This is a genomic window from Paenibacillus solisilvae, assembly GCF_042656405.1.
Classification (GTDB): Bacteria; Bacillota; Bacilli; order Paenibacillales; family Paenibacillaceae; genus Paenibacillus_Z; species Paenibacillus_Z solisilvae.
In genome coordinates this window covers 88986-107819 of record NZ_JBHSOW010000098.1, presented here as the reverse complement: position 1 = coordinate 107819, position 18834 = coordinate 88986, and the positions used below count along the sequence as shown (strand labels likewise).

13 protein-coding genes and 1 pseudogene are annotated in these 18834 nt (G+C 51.3%); 11 read left to right on the top strand and 3 right to left on the bottom strand.

Annotated features, from left to right (window positions below; translation table 11 throughout):
- Positions 1-49 precede the first annotated feature (49 nt).
- The 11 genes from ACFPYJ_RS26365 to ACFPYJ_RS26315 all read left to right on the top strand — a co-directional run bounded on the left by ACFPYJ_RS26365 (position 50) and on the right by ACFPYJ_RS26315 (position 16242).
- Positions 50-3037, top strand: a complete 2988-nt coding sequence (locus ACFPYJ_RS26365; RefSeq protein ID WP_379191220.1) for an extracellular solute-binding protein — start codon at positions 50-52, stop codon at positions 3035-3037.
- Positions 3034-3999: a carbohydrate ABC transporter permease gene (locus ACFPYJ_RS26360; RefSeq protein ID WP_379191219.1), complete on the top strand. Its 966-nt coding sequence runs from the start codon at positions 3034-3036 to the stop codon at positions 3997-3999. The genes ACFPYJ_RS26365 and ACFPYJ_RS26360 overlap by 4 nt, the downstream gene beginning before the upstream one ends.
- A gap of 3 nt (positions 4000-4002) precedes the next feature.
- Positions 4003-4869 (top strand): carbohydrate ABC transporter permease, encoded by an 867-nt coding sequence (locus tag ACFPYJ_RS26355; protein ID WP_379191218.1) that lies wholly within the window; start codon positions 4003-4005, stop codon positions 4867-4869.
- Between the two features lie 13 nt (positions 4870-4882).
- Positions 4883-6391, top strand: coding sequence for a hypothetical protein (locus tag ACFPYJ_RS26350; protein ID WP_379191217.1), 1509 nt, complete (start codon positions 4883-4885; stop codon positions 6389-6391).
- Positions 6388-7002: a YIP1 family protein gene (locus ACFPYJ_RS26345; RefSeq protein ID WP_379191216.1), complete on the top strand. Its 615-nt coding sequence runs from the start codon at positions 6388-6390 to the stop codon at positions 7000-7002. Before ACFPYJ_RS26350 ends, ACFPYJ_RS26345 begins: the two co-directional genes overlap by 4 nt.
- A 12-nt stretch (positions 7003-7014) precedes the next feature.
- The gene (locus tag ACFPYJ_RS26340; protein WP_379191215.1) at positions 7015-9360 is read left to right on the top strand and encodes a DUF5696 domain-containing protein; all 2346 of its coding nucleotides are present in this window, start codon (positions 7015-7017) and stop codon (positions 9358-9360) included.
- Positions 9361-9363: 3 nt separating this feature from the next.
- Positions 9364-10242 (top strand): carbohydrate ABC transporter permease, encoded by an 879-nt coding sequence (locus ACFPYJ_RS26335; RefSeq protein ID WP_379191214.1) that lies wholly within the window; start codon positions 9364-9366, stop codon positions 10240-10242.
- Positions 10243-10244: 2 nt separating this feature from the next.
- Positions 10245-11231, top strand: a complete 987-nt coding sequence (locus ACFPYJ_RS26330) for a carbohydrate ABC transporter permease (protein WP_379191213.1) — start codon at positions 10245-10247, stop codon at positions 11229-11231.
- A gap of 167 nt (positions 11232-11398) precedes the next feature.
- Entirely contained in the window at positions 11399-13240 is a 1842-nt protein-coding gene (locus tag ACFPYJ_RS26325) for a sensor histidine kinase (protein ID WP_379191212.1), read from the top strand.
- A 12-nt stretch (positions 13241-13252) separates the two neighbouring features.
- Positions 13253-14887: a response regulator gene (locus tag ACFPYJ_RS26320; protein WP_379191211.1), complete on the top strand. Its 1635-nt coding sequence runs from the start codon at positions 13253-13255 to the stop codon at positions 14885-14887.
- Positions 14888-14895: 8 nt separating this feature from the next.
- Positions 14896-16242 (top strand): ABC transporter substrate-binding protein, encoded by a 1347-nt coding sequence (locus ACFPYJ_RS26315; RefSeq protein ID WP_379191210.1) that lies wholly within the window; start codon positions 14896-14898, stop codon positions 16240-16242.
- 454 nt (positions 16243-16696) lie between these two features.
- Here the strand turns inward: ACFPYJ_RS26315 and ACFPYJ_RS26310 are convergent.
- The 3 genes and pseudogenes from ACFPYJ_RS26310 to ACFPYJ_RS26300 all read right to left on the bottom strand — a co-directional run.
- A pseudogene (locus ACFPYJ_RS26310) lies at positions 16697-16897 on the bottom strand (DJ-1/PfpI family protein); the annotation flags it as partial.
- A 105-nt stretch (positions 16898-17002) separates the two neighbouring features.
- A complete protein-coding gene (locus tag ACFPYJ_RS26305) occupies positions 17003-17638 on the bottom strand; it encodes a DUF2306 domain-containing protein (protein ID WP_379191266.1) in 636 nt (211 codons plus the stop codon).
- Positions 17639-17695: 57 nt separating this feature from the next.
- Positions 17696-18730 (bottom strand): DJ-1/PfpI family protein, encoded by a 1035-nt coding sequence (locus ACFPYJ_RS26300; protein ID WP_379191209.1) that lies wholly within the window; start codon positions 18728-18730, stop codon positions 17696-17698.
- Positions 18731-18834 lie beyond the last annotated feature (104 nt).

Sequence of the window (18834 nt, the reverse complement as noted above, 5' to 3'; positions counted from 1 at the left end):
ATCTTCAGCTGGTCCAGGTTCATCGTATCTTGTTAGGGGGATCGACTTTATGTTAACCATTTTACGCAAATTTAAGGTGACCATCGCGGTCATCCTCTTGCTTGTCGTTTTTATCGCCTGGTGGGATAGCAGCCGCGGCTATGACGATTCCGTCATGGCGAATGTCCCTGCTTACTCCGACTTAGATGAAAACTCGATTCTTCAGCAGGAGGATGTGAAGGCCAAACTTGAGCCCTCTTATCTTAAATATATGAAAACGAGTGCAGGTGAAGGAGCGAAGGATGCGGATTCATTTACACAATCGATCGCTTCCATGGACTATTCAGCTATTAGTCCGCAGGGTACGAAGACGGAAGAAAAGCTCGGCGATCAAGACGGCCCTGTATTAGCTCTATTAGAGGAAAACAGCTGGGTCGAATATAAGATTACGATTCCAAGAGACGGCTACTATCAGATTGGCATGAGCTATTATGCCATGCCCGGCAAACGTGCTTCAATCGTTCGTTCGTTAAAAATTGACGGAGAATATCCATTCTTTCAAGCGAAAAAGCTGGATTTCCAGCGGATGTGGCATGAGGTCGGAGCGCCTTGGCATGACAATCAAGGCAATGAATTCAACCCGAAGAGGGAGGAACTGTTCGGTTGGCAGTACCGCGGCCTTCGGGATACCGAAGGTAAAGTGAGCGAGCCCTTCCGTTTCTTCTTGAAGCAGGGCGAGCACACTCTGCGAATCGAGGCGGTAAGGGAGCCGGCGGCCATCGGGCAAATTGATATTCATTCTCCAACCGTAACGCCTTCCTACACGGAAGTGCTTGAGGAATATAAGAATAAAGGCTATAAGCCGGTCAAGGATGTTCAGATCAAGATTCAGGCTGAGAAATCCTCGCTTCGGTCGGATCCAACGCTGAAACGGCTCGAAGACCGTGAGCCGCTCACGGAGCCGTTCAATACAAAGGCGAGCGTGCTGAATACCTTCGGCGGCGCCGCCTGGCGTACGGGCGGCCAATGGGCGGAGTGGGAATTTGAGGTGCCGGAGAACGGGCTGTACCATATCGGCGCCCGTTACGGTCAGTGGTTCCTGAACGGATTCCCCGTGCAAAGGATCATGACAATTGACGGCAAGCTTCCCTTCAAGGAGGCGAACGACTTATCGTTCCCTTATGCCGCGAAGTGGCAGATTGCCAAGTTTGGCGACGATAAGGAGCTGTATCAATTTTACCTGGAGAAGGGAAAACACACGATCCGCATGGAAGTGCAGGTCGGCGCCCTTGGCAGTGTTTTCGAGAAAATAACGGATACGACGCATAAGATTTCCCTGCTCTCCCGTGAAGTTATTCGCGTAACCGGCACAAACCCGGATCCAAACGGAGATTGGCGCCTGGAAGAGAATATTCCGAATTTGGTGCCTAGGCTGAATATGATGGCTCGGGATTTTGATGATGCGATTAAAGAGCTGTACAAGCTTGGCGTAAAGGAAGGCAGCTCGGATATCAGCACGATCTATCAGGCCCGTGAGCAGATGTTAAGTATGGCGATGGATACAACAACCATTCCATCGAGGCTTCAAGCGATTACGGATCTGCAGTCCTCGCTCGGTCTGTGGGTCAACGGTCTGGCTAAGCAGAGCCTGCAGTTCGATTACCTCCTGGTGCAATCGCCGGATCATTCCTGGCCCAAGGGAGAGGCGCCTGCTTATGTGCGCGCCGGTACGATGCTGAGCGACTTTGCCTTGTCCTTTACGAAGGATTACAGCGGTGTCGGCAATGTGTATGGAGATGAAGAAGTGCTTGACGTATGGGTCGCACGCGGCCGTGACTGGGTGCAGATCATTAAACAGATGATCGATGAGGATTTCACGCCGGAGACCGGGATTAAGGTCAACGTCAACGTTATCCCTGCGCAGCAGATGCAGGTGCTGCTGCTGGCGAATACCGCAGGCCTTGCGCCGGACGTCGCGCTTGGCGTTGAGGGCGAGGTTCCGATCGACTTCGCGGTTCGTGACGGTCTGGTCAATCTCAGTAAATTCCCGGATTATCCGGAGGTAGCCAAACGGTTCCGTCCGGGCGCGCTCATTCCGTATAAGTACAACGGAGGCAACTTCGCGCTGCCGGAGAACCAGAACTTCAATATGCTGTTTTACCGCAAAGACATTATGGAGCAGCTCGGCATTACCGAGGATAAGATTCCTGATACATGGGATGAGGTCATGAATCTAATCCCAGCGCTGCAGCAGAACGGAATGGACTTCTTCTATCCGCATGCGGCGAACAATCCGAATGGCGCCATTAATGAATTTGCCCCCTTCTTCTTCCAGAATGGCGGCGACTTCTATAAGAACGACGGGATGAAGTCCAACATGGACTCCCCTGAAGCCCTTAAAGCGATGAAGCTGTGGACGGGATTGTTCACGAATTACAAGATTCAGAAGCAGGCGGATTTCTACAACCGCTTCCGTTCGGGCGAAATGCCGATCGGTGTCGCCGATTACTCCACGTATATCCTGCTGTCGACGGCAGCGCCGGAGCTTACGGGCTGGTGGGGCATGAAGCCAATGCCGGGCATTCGCCAGGAGGACGGCCAGATCAACCGCTCAACGGGCGGCCTGGGCCAGACGGGAATGATTTTCAAAAGCTCGAAGAAACAGGAGCAAGCCTGGAAATTCCTCAAATGGTGGACCAGCGCCGATTCACAGGAGCGCTTCGGTACGGAGCTTGAATCGCTGCTGGGCGTTGAAGCGCGATGGAATACCGCTAACGTTGAAGCCTTGAAGCGGATGCCTTGGCAGAAGTCCGATATTGATGGGATTCTGGAGCAGTGGGAGTGGTTCAAGGAACGTGAAATCGTTCTTGGCGGCTACTACACCACGCGCTACATCGCCAATATGTGGAATGAAATCGTGCTTAACGGAAAAGTCATCCGCGAGGCTGTGGACGAAGGCGTGCGCGAGATTAATAAAGAGCTGCGCAAGAAACGCGAGGAGTTCGGACTCGAGATGGATAAGAAAAATACAGCGGATCAAGGAGGGGGATTGCCATGAGTGTTCAAACAGAAGCTGCAGCGCCGGTAGCCCCCGTCATGCAGACGCACCCGGTTCGGCCGGGCCGATTGACGCAGTTATGGGCCGATATGAAGCGGCACAAGGTATCCTACCTGTTCCTTACTCCGTTTCTGCTCCTGTTCACGTTCTTCACCATCATCCCGGTCTTTATGTCCATTGGACTTAGCTTCACGTACTACAATATTTTGGAGCCGCCGCGGTTCATCGGGCTGTCCAATTATAAGCTGCTGTTCGTCGATGACGACATCTTCCTGAAGGCGATTGGCACGACGCTCAAGTTTGCTTTTATTACCGGACCGGTCGGTTATATCATGGCCTTTCTGCTCGCTTGGCTGATCAGCCAAATCCCGATCAAATACCGGTTCTTCTACACCCTGTGCTTCTATACGCCGTCGATTACAAGCGCAGTGGCCATGTCGGTAGTCTGGCTGTATTTGTTCGCCGGGGATCGCAAAGGGCTGCTGAACTATTACGCGATGAAGCTGGGCATTATTAACGAGCCTTATCTGTTTCTGCAAAATATCCACTCGATCGTACCCGTCATTATTATAGTTTCCCTGTGGATGAGCATGGGCGTCAGCTTCCTCGCCTTCCTTGCGGGGCTTCAAAATGTGCCGAAGGATCTCTATGAGGCAGGGGCCATCGACGGTGTGCGTTACCGCTGGCAGGAGCTGATCTACATCACGGTTCCGGCAGTAAAGCCGCAGCTGCTGTTCGGGGCGGTCCTGCAGGTGGTCACATCGCTTACGGTGTTTGACGTCAGCATACAGCTCGTCGGTCTGCCGAGTCCGCTGTATGCCGGTCACACGATATTAACGCATTTGTACGACTACGCCTTCATCAAATTCGAAATGGGCTATGCATCCGCCATTGCCGTTGTGCTGTTCGCCATGATGATTGGGCTGAACCGATTAATCTTCAAATGGCTGGGGAGGGATTAGCAGATGCATCAAGGAATCGTAAAAGGCCGCAAAATCGATTGGGGCGCGATCTTTCTATATACCTTTCTGACGGCAGCGGGACTCTTAATGCTGATGCCTCTTGTTTATATGGCGACGACATCCATTAAACCGGTAAGCGAATTGTTTCTGTTCCCGCCGCGCTTCTTTGTCGTCAACCCGACGTTTCTGAACTTTCGGGATTTGCTGCTCATTACAGGAACGTCTTTCGTACCTTTCTCCAGGTACATCTTCAACAGTCTGATCGTATCAAGCGGGATTGTTGCCGGGGGCGTACTGGTCTCGGCAATGGCTGCCTATCCGCTGGCGAAACATAACATGCCGTTTCGCAATGCGATCTTCAATATGGTTGTCCTCGGGCTGATGTTCTCGCCCTTGGTTCTCCAAATTCCGCAATACCTGCTCATCAGCCAAAGCGGACTGATGAATACTTATTTTGCGCTTATTCTTCCTTATTTGGCGGCGCCGATCGGTATGTTCCTAATGACGCAGTTTTTACGGCAAATTCCTGATGCTCTGCTGGAAGCCGCGCGGATCGACGGCGCATCCGAGTGGAAGGTGTTCTGGGTCGTGGTCATGCCGATGCTGAAGCCGGCAATTTCCACCTTCGCGCTCTTCAGCTTCATTCAGGCATGGAATGACCCTTATCCTGCGATGGTGTATACGACCCAGGAGGATATGAAGTCGCTTCCTCTTGCGATTCAAACCATCAGCGGGGGAGCCGGTGTTATCGCTAGGGTCGGCACACTCGCGGCGGCAAGCTTCCTGATGATTATTCCGACCATCCTGGTGTTCATCATTACGCAGCGCATGGTACTGCAGACGATGGCTCATTCAGGACTGAAAGAGTAGAGGGGGAGCCAATTTGATACGCTTGATCCGTTTCATCACACTCACGCTGCTAGCAGTGCTTGCAGCACAATGGCTCATGCCGGCTGCGGCGCAGGCTGCTATTCCTTATGAAGGTTATGCATGGGGAAAATCATCCCGTGATCAACATTCGATTAATGGCTATGTCTACATGGAATCTATTGACGGCTATGAGCTGGAATCCGGTCCCTTCAAGGATCCTGAGGGCATCTTCGTTGCGCCTGATGATTCCATGTATGTGGCCGATGCAGGGAATAATCGGGTCGTCCATTTGAACAGGAACCGCGAAGTGCTCGGGATTATCGGCGATGCGGAAGGAGACGGCGCCCTGAGCGAGCCTAAAGGGGTATTCGTCAAGCCGGACGGCACCGCTTATGTGGCCGATACCAAGAACCAGCGTATTGCCGTGTTCAACGATAAAGGGAAATTCATCAAAGCATACGGCGCTCCCAAGAGCCCTCTTCTTGGCGCGAACTTCACCTATTCGCCATCCAAGCTCATTGTAGATAAACGGAACTATATGCTTGTGGTGAGTGAAGGAAATACGCAGGGGCTGCTTCAAATCGATGCCAATGGCGATTTCAAAGGCTACTTCGGGGCGAATCATATCGGCTTCAACTGGATGCGTTTATTCGTCAAGCTCGTAGCCTCCGATGAGCAGAAGAATCAATTGGCCGTACAGAAGCCGATGGAATTCTCGAGCCTGACGCAGGATGACGATGGCTTCGTCTATACGACAACGCTCGCTACAGAGACGAACCAGATCAAACGGTTGTCGCCTGTAGGTGTCGATACGCTGAATCCGAGTGCTACCAAGTATGGAAGCCGCTTTGAAATGGGACCCTTTGAGGTTGCTTCCTTCATCGGCATCACGGTCAGCCCGGAAGGCTTCATTACCGCGCTCGATCTGCAGTCCAGTAAAATATTCCAGTATGACAAGCTCGGCAATTTCCTCTTTGCCTTCGGCGGAATGGGTGAGCAGAACGGATTGTTCAAGACACCATCCAGTCTGTCGCAGTTAAAGGATGGCGTAATTGTCGTGGTGGATAAAGGCCGCAACCGGCTGGATTTCTTCCGCACGACGCCATTTGCCAATCTCGTCCATCAAGCATCCTCGCTTTATGTTGAGGGTCAATATGAGGAAGCCCAGTCCATGTGGCAGGATGTGCTGAAGCAAAATGCGAATTTCACGATGGCTTATCAAGCCATCGGCAAATCGTTGTATAAAGCAGAAAACTATGAAGAGGCCATGCATTACTTCAAATTGGCGAAGAGCAAGGGAGACTACTCGACGGCTTTCCGTGAATATCGCAAGGAGTATACGAGAGCGCATTTTGTATGGATTGCGCTTGCCTTTATTTTGCTCCTGGTGCTTCTGCGGTTTGGACTGCCGTTCTTGGCATCGAAGTTCAAGAAGTATGCTGCTGCCCGGAGAGATACGGACCGCCGGGTAACAGCTGCAGGCAGCCGGGCTGCAGCCGCGAGGGGAGGAGACCTGCAATGAATACGCTGCTTCTCATGCGTCACGTTATTGCTCATCCGATTGATTTTTATTATGAAATCCAAAATCCGAAACGGATCTTTTGGTTTCAGGGCATTCTGCTGGTAGCGCTGGTATTCATCGTGAGGATGATCTCGATTCTGCTTACCGGCTATGCCTTCGAGACAAGAGAGCCTTATCAGATCTCCTGGATTTATGAACTGATCTGGATTGTCGTGCCCTGGATTGTGTACTGCATCTCCAACTGGGCGGTCAGTGCCATTTTGGAAGGGGAAGGGAAGTTCAAGGAGATTTTCGTGGGCAGCGCATTTGCCCTTGTTCCCTATATTCTGCTGACGATTCCGGTTGCGCTGCTGACGAATATCTTGTCGCTGGACGAGCTTGATATTATCGTAACGCTGACTAATATTTCACTGGTCTGGACCGGCTGGCTGCTTCTGGTCAAGATCAAGGTTCTGCATGACTTTGAGCTTGGGAAGCTGGTCTGGATTGCGCTGCTGAGCCTGCTCAGCATGGCGATCATGCTGTTTGTCGGCATTTTGCTCTTTGGCCTGATCAACCAGCTTATCGAGTTTATCTTAGATCTCATTAAGGAAATGCGATTTCGGTCATAGGAGGGTATGCCAATGAAACACAAACGACGAAATGCTGTCCTGGCTGCTGCGCTCGCCGCCTCTCTTGTGACGGCGGTTCCTTATTTCAGTGAAGCGGCGCCGGCAGTGTCATCGGAGGAAGCAAGCGTGAATGCGGAGCCTGCCGTGCAGGAGGAAGCTGCATCACCGGCCGCAGGCGATGTGAAGACTGCCGCAGCCGAGCCTGCCGCTCAGGCGGAACCAGCCGCAGCTTCCAAGCCAGTAACCGCCAAGCCGAAGCTCAATCCGATTACGGCAACAGAGAAAATGGCGGAGAGGGGCAATTATACCCTTTACGCGGATAAGAAATCGGGGAATATCCGGATTGTAAGCAAGTCCGGCAAGGAATGGCTGGGTTCGCCTCAATCGGATCGCAAGACCACCTCTACCAATAAGAAGTATATGGATTCTCCCGTTCATATCAAATATACGGAAGGTGCAGAGGTGACCGCGACTTATCCGCTCAAGGAGAAGGGGACCTTGATTAAAGTCACTCCGGTCGAGCAGGGCTTCCGGGTGGATTATGATGTGGTCACGATTAAAATGAAGCTGGCCGTGGAATATCGGCTGACGGATGATGGGATCGAGGTTACGATTCCGGAGAATTCTATCGTTGAATCGGGAACGGCCAGGCTCGTCAGCCTTGAAGCGCTGCCATTCCTGAATGCGGCAAAGGGCTCGGAAGACGGTGCAATTCTGCTGCCGGACGGCTCAGGGGCGCTGATTCGTTTCAAGGAGAAGCATGCGCCGTATTTTGCAGGGTACTCACAGCCGATTTACGGTTTCGACTGGAACTTTAAGACCCAGTATAACGACTATATGGATGTCAGTTTTCAGCACCGAACATCGCCGAAGGAGAAGATTGCAATGCCGGTATTCGGCATCCACCGTAATGGCGCAGGTGTGCTCGGTATTGTGACCGAGGGTCAATTCTCGGCGAACATTAATGCGACTCCTTCCGGAATTCGGAATATTCCGTACTACCACGTATCTACCGAGTTTATTTACCGTAACGATGATGTCATCTTCATCGGGAACACCGGACGGGTTCCATTATTCCAAGGCAAACGGATATCGGGAGACCGCAAAATCCGCTACCTGCTGCTTGAGGATGAGGCAGCTAACTATGTGGGGATGGCCAAGGCATACCGGAGCTACTTAATGAATGCAGAAGGCGTTAAGCCTGTACAATCGGACGGGGCGCCGCTTAATCTTCGCTTGTTCGGCGGGGTGGAGCGGGATGAGGTATTCGGCACAACCTATATCTCCATGACTACTTTCGATCAGGCAAGAACCATAGTCGATGTTTATGTCGCACGCGGGATTACGAGGCTTGATCTCACTCTGACAGGCTGGAATGACGACGGACAGTATGGAGACCAGCCGGATCATTTCCCTGTGGCCAGCCAGCTTGGAGGGAAGAAGGAGTTGAAGGCGCTGGTCGACTATGCCCGCAGTAAGGGCATTCGCCTGTTTCTGAACGCCAATTATGTCCGCGTTGCCTCGGAGAGTGACGGGATCAGCAAACGTAAGGACAGCATTCACGGGATTGACCGCGAGGTGCTGAAGACGTATGAGTCCTTTGTTGCAAGCGGCTGGGGCGATCCGAGCCGGGTATTCTATCTGATGAAGCCGCAGCGCATGCTGGATAACCATATCACGAAGGAGCTTCAAACCTACGCAGACCTTGGCGTTGCAGGGGTCAGCTTTGCCGGTATAGGGGATATGCTGTACTCCGACCAAGACAAGAACAAGCTGACTGAACGGCAGGAGACGGCCGGCATTTGGCATAAAGCGCTGGAGACTTATCGCAGTAAATTGGGCGCAACCGCTGTTGATTACGGCTTTGCCTATACGTTTGGCGAGGTGGACCGGATCGATGGGGCCCCGATGGACTCCAGCCATTTTATCTTCGCAGATGAAACGGTTCCGTTCTACCAGCTGGTCACGCATGGCCTTGTTCCGTACTCGGCGCCGGCAAGCAATCTTCGTGATGATTCACAGGTGGAAGCGCTGCGGGCCATCGAATTTGGCGCTATTCCTTCCTATGAGCTGACCTTCGAGGAAACGAGCAAGCTGCAGCGGACGATGGAAGACCGGCTGTTCAGCTCGCATTACACCGATTGGATAGACGCCTCGCAGGCAGAATATGAGGATTACCGCAAAGTAGCGGACAGTACGATTAACGAACAGATGATCAATCATGAGAAAATAAGCAATGATGTCTATCGGACAACGTACAGCAATGGTTTAGCGGTAATTGTCAATTACGGAACGCAGGCCGCTGCTGTGGACGGTGTACAGATTGAACCGCTGGGCTATGCGGTGGTGGGAGGCTGAGGAATGAATAAACCATTTAGGCTTTCCATGCGCAAGCGTCACATTCTAGAAGGATATTCCTTTATTTCGTTATGGATTGTCGGCTTTCTGTTGTTCTTGGCCGTGCCGCTGGGCCGCTCGCTCTATTATTCCTTCCAAACCTTAGAGCCCAGCGAGAGCGGCTTGAAAGCAACTTACGTTGGAATGCTGAACTACAGGGCCGCATTTACGACGGATATTAATTTCCTGCCCTTGCTGCAGAAAACGATGGTTACCATGTTGACCCAAGTGCCTCTGATCCTGATCTTCGCGATTATGAGCGCTCTGCTGCTCAATCGGCATAGCATCGGCCGGGGCATGTTTCGGGGGATCTTCTTCCTGCCGGTTATTATTGCATCCGGTGCAATCCTGCGCGAGCTGCTCGAGCAGGGCGCAGCTCAGCTGCCAATCTTTCTTAATGATGACCTGTTCAACAAGCTGAGCTTCTTAATTCCGGAGGAAATTTTGGAGCCATTGCTTGGCTATGCTGATTCGTTGACACTCGTCATGTGGGATGCAGGCGTACAGATTCTTATCTTCCTGGCCGGTCTTCAGACCATATCGCCGATTCTCTATGAAGCTGCGAAGATGGACGGAGCAACGAAGTGGGAGAGCTTCTGGAAAATCACATTCCCGATGATTATGCCGATGATCTTCGTAAATACACTGTTCAGTATCGTGAACTCCTTCACGAAGGCGGATAACCAAATCATGAATCACTTGATGACTGTCGTATTCCGGGATAACAACTACGGCTACGGCTCCGCGATCGGCTGGCTTTATTTCTTCTTTATCTTTATTGTTCTCGGGGCTGTATTCTTGATGTTCCGCAAGAGTATGGCAACGTCTGAAGGGAGGGCATAGCGATGCGCGCGCCCGGAATATCCATAGTCAGAAGGCGGATGGATTCATCCCCAATCGATGCTCATTTACGAATGACTTTAATCAAACGAAGCCGCAGCGTGATTGGCACCCTGTTCTATTATGTGGTCCTGCTGAGCCTCTCCTTCGTGTTTTTATATCCGCTGCTGTTCATGATCTCCCGCTCGCTCATGCAGCCGCAGGACGTAGCGGATGCGACGGTGCAGTGGATCCCGACTTCGCTTAACTTTCAGAACTATGCAACCGCAATGACGGAAATTCATTTCTGGTCGGGGTTTGCCAACAGCGCTATTATTTCCTTCGGCAGTGCGGTGCTGCAGATTCTGAGCTGTTCGCTTGTCGGCTACGGATTTGCACGGTTCCAGTTCCCCGGCCGGGGGATTTGGCTTGCGCTTGTCGTCTTTACCTTTCTTGTCCCGCCGCAGACGATCGTCGTTCCGCTCTTTATTTTCTTCAGTGATCTGAACTGGATTAATACGCATCTTCCTTTCGTGTTCCCGTCCGTATTCGGACATGGGCTGAAGGGTGCGCTCTTTGTCCTGATCTTCATTCAGTTCTACCGCAGACTTCCTGCGGTCCTTGAGGAGGCAGCGCGTATTGACGGTGCGGGTGCGTTCCGGACGTATTGGACGATTATGTTCCCGCTTGCCCGTCCGGCTATGCTGGTCGTCTTCTTGTTCTCGGTGGTGTGGCACTGGAATGATCTGTTTGAACCGAGCACCTATCTGCTGGTCCCGGAATATTTTAACCTCTCGCAAAATATGGCGGTGTTTAACGGAGTTGCCAACCAACAGGTGAACCAGATTGCGCAGATGGCTTCCGGAAGCGGAGCGATCGGCAGCGCCCCGACGCTGATGAATCAGATTATGGCGGCGGTTATGCTGACGATTTCACCGATATTGCTGCTCTATTTATTCGTTCAGCGTTATTTTGTAGCGAGCATCGAGCAATCCGGTATTGCGGGAGAATAAGCAGCAATTGGAGCTTGTTTTACATGTTTTGCCTAGCTCCTCAGTTCCAGATTCAGTATAATTAGTTAACATGCATCCAGAACCGCGTATCCCTGTAAGGGGTCGCGGTTTCTGTTGCTGGTGAGCCGTAACCGCTTTCAATATCATACACCTGGGGGGCTCGCGGGATGGTAAGTTATGTACTCCGACTGTTTGCGGTACGCAGAAGCATCCAGGCTAAAATTTTCTTATCCTTTATCATTCTCACGATCTTGACGGTTTCTTCCGTCACCTGGATTTGGTATTCCAACACGAACGATATGCTCAAGGCAAATGCCACGAATTATGTGATGGACAATATAAGGGATGCCAACCACAGCCTGGATTTATTCATGAGCGACTTTGTCAGCTTGACGACGCTCATTGCGATGAATCAAGAGAATATAGTCAAGACAACGAGGCCTCGGTTCAATTTAAGTCCCTACGATCAGCTTTTGAACCGGCAGAAGGCGGAATCCTTCCTCCAGTCGCTGTATGCCTTCAATAACAGCATTTTGGCGATCGATGTGGTGGGTTCGAATAAACAGGTTTACTCCGCCGGGTTTCCGAAGCTGTATTACAAGGAGCTGGAAGACATATGGATGCCCGAAGTGAAAGCTGCCGGAGGTAAAATGCAGCTGTTCAGCGTGAACCTCTGGAACGGCCTTGAGCCCGATAGCGAAGAAAGCCACCTTGTTGCCATTGGACAGGCAATCATGCGCGGGGGATATGCGATTGGCGGGGTATTTCTATATTTAAGATACAGCTCGCTGGTCAGTCTGTTCGACTCTCATCCGCTGCTCGGCACGCAGGTGCTGCTGCTTGATGAGAATAATAATCCCATTTATCAGTCGGAGGATGCTTTCAGGTATCTCGACATTAACCAGCCGGCTTTTACCGACAAATTGACCAGTCTTCAAGAAAACGGAGGCGAAATCCATTTTCAGCAGAGTGATCAGCTCATCCTGATCTATCGCTCGGCGAATACGATGTGGACGACAATCGCAATCATTCCGACCGAGACGCTGCTTCATGATTCCAAGGTGCTGCGGGGCAAGATGGGGTGGTTTATCGGGATCGTGCTGCTCGCTGCGTTGTTCATCTCTATTGCGGTTTCCCAAGGGACGACAAGGAATATCAAACGGTTAAATGCAGCGATGAAGGCCGTGGAATACGGGGATTTGAAGCATCGGGATGTTCCGTATACCAAGGACGAGATCGGCCTGCTGTCGGTTCGTTTTACCAAGATGATGGAAACGATTCAGACCCTTATCCTGGATATTAAAATCAAAGAAATGAAGAAGAGGGAAGCTGATCTCAAGGCGCTTCAGTCACAAATTCACCCTCATTTTCTCTACAATACGCTAAACACGATCCGGTATTTGGCGAAGCTGCAGCATGTCCCTAATATCGACGAGGTTACGGATTCGTTGATCAAGCTCCTTCGCAGTGCGACTAAGGGCGGCAGGAAACTCGTTACTTTGGAGGAAGAGCTGGCTACCATTTCGAGCTATATCAATATTCAGCGCTATCGGTTTGTAGAGGATTTTGAGGTTAAGCTGGACGTGGATGAAAGCTTGATTTCCTGTCTGGCGATTCCCCTGCTTTTGCAGCCTCTGGTTGAGAATGCTCTGCTCTACGGGCTTATCGGTCATGAAATAGAGCGAAAAAGCCTGATTACGATCCGAATTGCAAAGCTGCCTGACCAGCAGTCCTACGTTATTCAGGTCAGGGATAACGGCCCCGGTATGCCGCCTGACAAACTGGAGGCGATTGCCAAAGGAATCGCTGCTGAATCCGATGACCGCCAAATGTTCGGGATCGGACTTGCCAATGTGCATGAACGCATTCAGCTGTTCTTCGGCGGGCCTTACGGGCTAAGAATGGAGAGCCGGCAGGGCGAATATACGCTTGCAGAGCTCCATCTGCCGATTATACATTCAGCGAATGATTCTATCATCCCAGATTCCACTGATGTCAGCCTATTTTAAAGGGGGATCATGATGCATCAAGTTGTTATCGTTGAAGATGAAGTGCTGGCCAGAACTCATTTGCTCGAGCTTATTGCATGGGAGGATCATGGATATCGCATCTGCGGGGTGTTTGACAGCGGTTTGACTGCTATGAAGCAGCTTCAGCGTCTGCAGCCGGATATTATTATCTCAGATGTCTATATGCCGGGGATGGATGGAATTGAGCTGTCCAGTCAGCTCAAGACCGCACAGCTGGCGGCGAAGCTAATTATGCTGAGCAGCTATGACAGCTATGATTATGTAAGAGAAACGTTCAGCAACGGGGCTGTTGATTATTTGCTCAAAGACCGCCTGAATACGGAAACCCTTCTCCGTGCACTCGATAAGGCGAGAAGCGGAATCAAGCGGACGGAGGGCCGGCAGCTCCATGCGGAAGGGGTAGAGAAGGGGCCGTTCATGCTCCGGACGTATACGGATGTGACGAAGCGGTTTATTGCCCGCAACTGGCTGCTTGGCATTGAACAGGATGAAGATCATGCAGAGGAGCAGCTAAAGGGGCTGGAGCTTGATTTTGATCGGCATGCGGTTGTCGTTCTTTCCCTGCAGGTATCCAATGCGGACATGCTGATGAATCGATTCTCGGATAAAGAAAAGAGCATGTGGGTGCAGTCGCTGCTTAATCTTCACGAGCAGAACCTGGCTGGAACGATGGTCCATATCGATCAGAGCCGGTTTGCGATCCTGTACCCGGTGGAGATCAACCGGAGCGAACAAAAGGTCGGCGAGGAAGTCCAGCAGTATACCAACCGCTTATCCAAGCTGCTTGAGAAATTCATGAACGTGAAGCTGATCTGCGGGGTAAGTTCTCCCTGCCATGATGTGCGCCGGCTTGCCCAGGCATTCCTGTCCGCATCCGGCCAAATCCAACCCTCCGCAGCTTCAGAGGGTCCCTTGCCGCCCGGGGATGGGGGAGATGAACATCTCCTGATGATAGGGATCCGGGAAGAGCAGGAATTATTAACGGCTCTGGTATCGATGGATGTACAGGCGGCGGAAAGTCTAATCAGAAATCTGTACAAGAAAGTAAGCCTGGATGACCCCGTTTATAAGGCCAATGCGGCTGCATTATCTTCGGAGCTGGTCGCCCTGGCGCGTAAAACGTCCAGACAGCTGGGTGATCGGGCGGACAGCCGTATGCAGCTTCAGGCGCCTTTGCATATACCGGATATCACGGGTGAAGGCCAGCATGCGGGCATGCTGGAAGAAGCGATGGTGAAGCTTTATATTGAACTGATCGAGGGGATTGCGAATATTCAAATGCAGGGTGCCTCTCCCTATGTGAGAAAAGCAATCAGCTGTATACGAACGAGATACCGCGAGGAGCTGTCCCTGGGTGAAGTAGCCGGCCATATTGGCATCCACCCGGTCTATTTAAGCAGGCTGTTCCGTCAAGAAATGGCGATCCCGTTCGTTGAATATTTGAATAAAGTTCGAATTGAAGCGGCTAAAACAATGATCAGCAGCGGCATGAAAATCAAAGATATCTACGAGCAGGTAGGATTTAACAACTATAATTATTTCTTTAAAGTATTCAAGGCGCAGGAAGGGCTGACGCCCGCTGAATACGAGAAACGCAAGAACAGCTGCAGTGATGAAGCGAGGTGAGGGAACGGTTGCTGTGGAAAGGATATGCTCCAAATATCCGTAAGGGAATGACCGTTGGTCTGCTTCTAACCTGCCTGCTGACAGGCTGCGGCGGTCCCGGTTCCGACGCTGCGAATAATCAGGCTGCGCAGCCGGGTGTAAACAAACAGAAAATCACATTCTGGAAGTGGATTCCTACCCAACCTCAGATGAAGGATCTTGAGGAAGAGTTCGAACGGTTGAATCCGGATATTGATTTGGTTGTCAAGCATATCGGGGAGTCGGAAGCGTATTTTCAGAAGCTGGCTGTTGGGCTGGCCAGCGGAAGCGGGCCGGATATCATTGCTATGCAGGTGGGCGCAAACGCCAACCTGTTCAAGTCCTTTCTTGAGCCGCTTCTTCCGTATGCGGAGAAAACCTGGGGGCCGGGATGGGAATCCAGATTTGTAGATATCGCCTTGGAGCAATCCCGTTATTCCGGGGCTGATTATCGCGTAATCCCGGGCGGATTGAGCGTAACTCCGATGATTCTTTACAACGAACGAATTTTTCAGCTGTATAAGCTAAAGCCGCCTAAGACCTATGAGGAACTCAAGCATATACTGCAGGTTCTTCATCGGGAAGAACCGACCTTGACTCCGGGAATTGGGATCGGAGCGAAGGATGGCTGGGCATGCCGGGATGTGTTTTTGGCCATCGCCGGGCAGGTGGCGCCGGGCGTGGTAAATCTGGCGGAGCATGGACGATTGCCTTGGACAGATGCTCGCCTGGTAGAGGCATTCCGTTGGTGGAAGCAGCTGGTTGACGATGGTATTTTTATGAAGGATGCCCTGCAGTATCCGGTCTACCCTCAGATCCTCAACGAGTTCAATAACGGAAGGTTAGCGATGATGAGCCTAGGATCCTGGCATCTTGGAAGCATGACGCGGTTAACGGCAGGCAGCAGCTATGATGCTCCAAGCCGCGGCATGTTTCCCCTTCCCCAGCTCGTCCCCGAGGGGCGCCGCAATGTCACAGTAACAGTAGACCTCGCTTGGGGAATGAATAACCGATCCAAGCATAAAGAGGCCGTCTGGAGATTCATAGCCTTTATGGCTTTGGGGGAAGGGCAGCATATGTGGACACAGGAGATGCTTCAGCTGCTGCCAAGTGCGGCTAATGTCAAAGTGGATGAAGGGATTATGAACGGGACCTCGGAGAGGGATGCCCTGCGTATGACCGTAGACTACCTCGAGCATGAAGTTTCCGGTTCAAGAGAGCTCAGGGAATCAGATCAACAGCAGACTTTGTATGGGGTCCTGCAGGCACTTGCCGCCGATGGAATAACGCCGGAGGAGGCAGCGGCGAGCATGCAGGAAACGTATGAGAAACGATAATCTTCCTGCTGGATGCGAAGAGGTGAGTCGAACAAAGTACGAATAGGACCCTTAGCTTAGCGGGGAGCCTATTGGTGCTTCTGTACGGGCAGGCTGGGAAGGAAAGCTGCATCATTGTGGCCGCGGGCTGCGCCGCCCATTCAACTCCTGCCCTTGCAGAGGAGAGTTGTCTAAACTGGATTTCATACAGGATAGAGAGCGATATTTACTCTAAGAGGCAGCTATACTGCATTTCATACAGCTATTTCGACCCCTGCGATGCTTTTTTGCGTTAGTTGTGACAATTGAAGTGGAAATATCCAGTTTAGGCGCTCATCTGGACAGGAAAAGCCTGGAACAACTGTAGTTATCCAGTATAGATGCCTGGAGCAGGCAGGAAACGGGAGGGATCGGCCCTGGACATGTTCGGGTGGCGGGTATTCGGGTGGCGTGGTAGAAGGAAAAGTGGTCGGACAGAACGATTGGGGTCTAATTTGGCTTGCGCTTCGATGGAGGGCCCATTCATACCGCTCGGGACGGAACGCTTGCCTTCTGCCGACACTAATTCCACAGTAACCGCTCCTCCCGAGTACATGCCCGCGGCAGCGAATACTTCATATGGTGCCAATGCGTCCAGCAGATCGAAACCATCGAATAATACAATTTGAACCTGTATACTTTTGTCCTCGGATGCATCATTATTCTTATTTGTTTTCGCGCTTGCCGCAGGGGCAACTAGCCTTAGAATGAGAAAAATCCCAACATTTTTTTCATTTGTATATTAATTTCTCTCTGGATTTATAATTGTTCTGATAATGACTTCGGGAATGAGCAGCAGCAACGCAAGGGTGCCATAGACTCCAATGGTATAGCTGACAGCGTAACCGAAACCGAATACCTGATCAAAAAGAAAAGTGACAAGATGAATCAATATGTTCGTAAAACAAAAAGCGTAGCTTCGGATCATCCAGTTCCGGTGCCGAATCATTCGTTTCTTTTTGATTTGAATGAGCGCCGTAATGGTGATAACCGGCCATATCATATTTAGCACGTTGATCCCCATACTGCTGATTTTTCCTCCGGTGGCGTAAGGCGCCATATATCCGGAAGTCACTACGACAAGAAGGACGGACACGATATAAACGTAGCCGTTTATGCGATGGAGCTTACGGCCTTTCTCAAAAATACGGGTAGAAAAGTTGAGCAGCCCCGACGCCATGGCCAGGCATGCAAATGCGACATGAACGTACATCACATTTAACCAGACTGGAAGATTAAGCGCGCGCTTAAGCCCGGTTTTATGGCTTAGAAATCCCGCGGCTCCGGGATCAATCATATAATTTTTCGCCAAGGCGTAAAGAATAAACAGAATGCTGACACAGGATAAAATTCCGTATAATAATTTCCGTTTCTTTATGTGGTCCAACACAACACCCCCGCGGCTCCATAGTTAGTACCCTAACACCATTCCGGGTTAGGAAATTCGACTGCCAGTTAATTTGGATGCCGGTAAAATACCGGCCTTGGCGATTCCAGTTATGTGATCTCCGTCGGCGGAAACTTCGAATTTCAGATTTAAGCGCATGGGTTTTGTTATTCGAAGCGACCAGGTAAGCTTGTTGTTCTGAAGCACGGGGTTCATCAATTCGACCGTTTCGTCCCCCTGTGTTGCCGTGCCTCGGATCAAACCCTCTCTTGTCGATATCGAGAGCTTGACCTGCAGTTTCCCGACTGGCGTAGCGATTGTCGTATCCCAATCCCCTTCGAAGACAGATGCCTGTGTAATTTGGTTATCCAGAACTTCGCCATTCATCGCCGCTGTATCTGTCGCGACGTTCGGTTCATCACTCCCCATTGTTTTATGACTGCCAGGCGCCATTCCTGTTTCTCTCCAAACCGTCCCTCTTCGTTCGTATTCGAATAACTGTTCTACTGCATGCGCGATACGCGGTCCAAGCTCACGTTCTACCATGTACAGAGCTACATCGAGGCCGGAAGTTACGCCGCCTCCGGTAACCAGGTTGCCGTCATCCACTACGCGTGCTGGGACGGGAACAGCTCCAGTTGCTCCAAGTAAATCCATGCCCAGATGGTTCGTTACCGCTGGTCTGCCTTCCAGCAATCCTCCCATGGCCAGTACCAGAGAACCTCCGCATACCGTAGCGACTACGATGTCTTTTTGCCCGAGCGCCTGTCCCATCAAACCTGTTAATGCTGTGTTCGTGGCGCGGCCCAGAATAGCTGGGATGGAGTCAGGGCCATCTCCTTTCACGTCACCGGATGCTCCAGGCACAAGGACGATGCCCTGCTCTGCCGGGTTCAGACTGCCGCTTGCTTCAATTTTTAACCCGTTGATGCCGCTAGTTACGAACCTCGGCCCTTCGGCAGTGACGAATTCTACGCTTAACGCGTTGTCAGCAAATATCGCAGCGGCGCAAAAAACCTCGTAAGGTGCAATGGCATCCAGAAGGTCGAAGCCGTCAAAAAGCACGATTTGAACCGTTAACATGAATAAATCCCCCTTATCCCAATAAAAATCGTTCGTAATAGAATCATAACAACAGAATCTCTCAATCAAGGTTGTGAAATAGTCACAAAACAATAAACGAACCG

What these genes read in the sequence shown, in the direction of transcription:
- ACFPYJ_RS26365 (WP_379191220.1), top strand. Translation starts at nt 50, where the DNA reads ATGTTAACCATTTTACGCAAATTTAAGGTGACCATCGCGGTCATCCTC.
- ACFPYJ_RS26360 (WP_379191219.1), top strand. Translation starts at nt 3,034, where the DNA reads ATGAGTGTTCAAACAGAAGCTGCAGCGCCGGTAGCCCCCGTCATGCAG.
- ACFPYJ_RS26355 (WP_379191218.1), top strand. Translation starts at nt 4,003, where the DNA reads ATGCATCAAGGAATCGTAAAAGGCCGCAAAATCGATTGGGGCGCGATC.
- ACFPYJ_RS26345 (WP_379191216.1), top strand. Translation starts at nt 6,388, where the DNA reads ATGAATACGCTGCTTCTCATGCGTCACGTTATTGCTCATCCGATTGAT.
- ACFPYJ_RS26340 (WP_379191215.1), top strand. Translation starts at nt 7,015, where the DNA reads ATGAAACACAAACGACGAAATGCTGTCCTGGCTGCTGCGCTCGCCGCC.
- ACFPYJ_RS26335 (WP_379191214.1), top strand. Translation starts at nt 9,364, where the DNA reads ATGAATAAACCATTTAGGCTTTCCATGCGCAAGCGTCACATTCTAGAA.
- ACFPYJ_RS26330 (WP_379191213.1), top strand. Translation starts at nt 10,245, where the DNA reads ATGCGCGCGCCCGGAATATCCATAGTCAGAAGGCGGATGGATTCATCC.
- ACFPYJ_RS26325 (WP_379191212.1), top strand. Translation starts at nt 11,399, where the DNA reads ATGGTAAGTTATGTACTCCGACTGTTTGCGGTACGCAGAAGCATCCAG.
- ACFPYJ_RS26320 (WP_379191211.1), top strand. Translation starts at nt 13,253, where the DNA reads ATGCATCAAGTTGTTATCGTTGAAGATGAAGTGCTGGCCAGAACTCAT.
- ACFPYJ_RS26300 (WP_379191209.1), bottom strand. Translation starts at nt 18,730, where the DNA reads ATGTTAACGGTTCAAATCGTGCTTTTTGACGGCTTCGACCTTCTGGAT.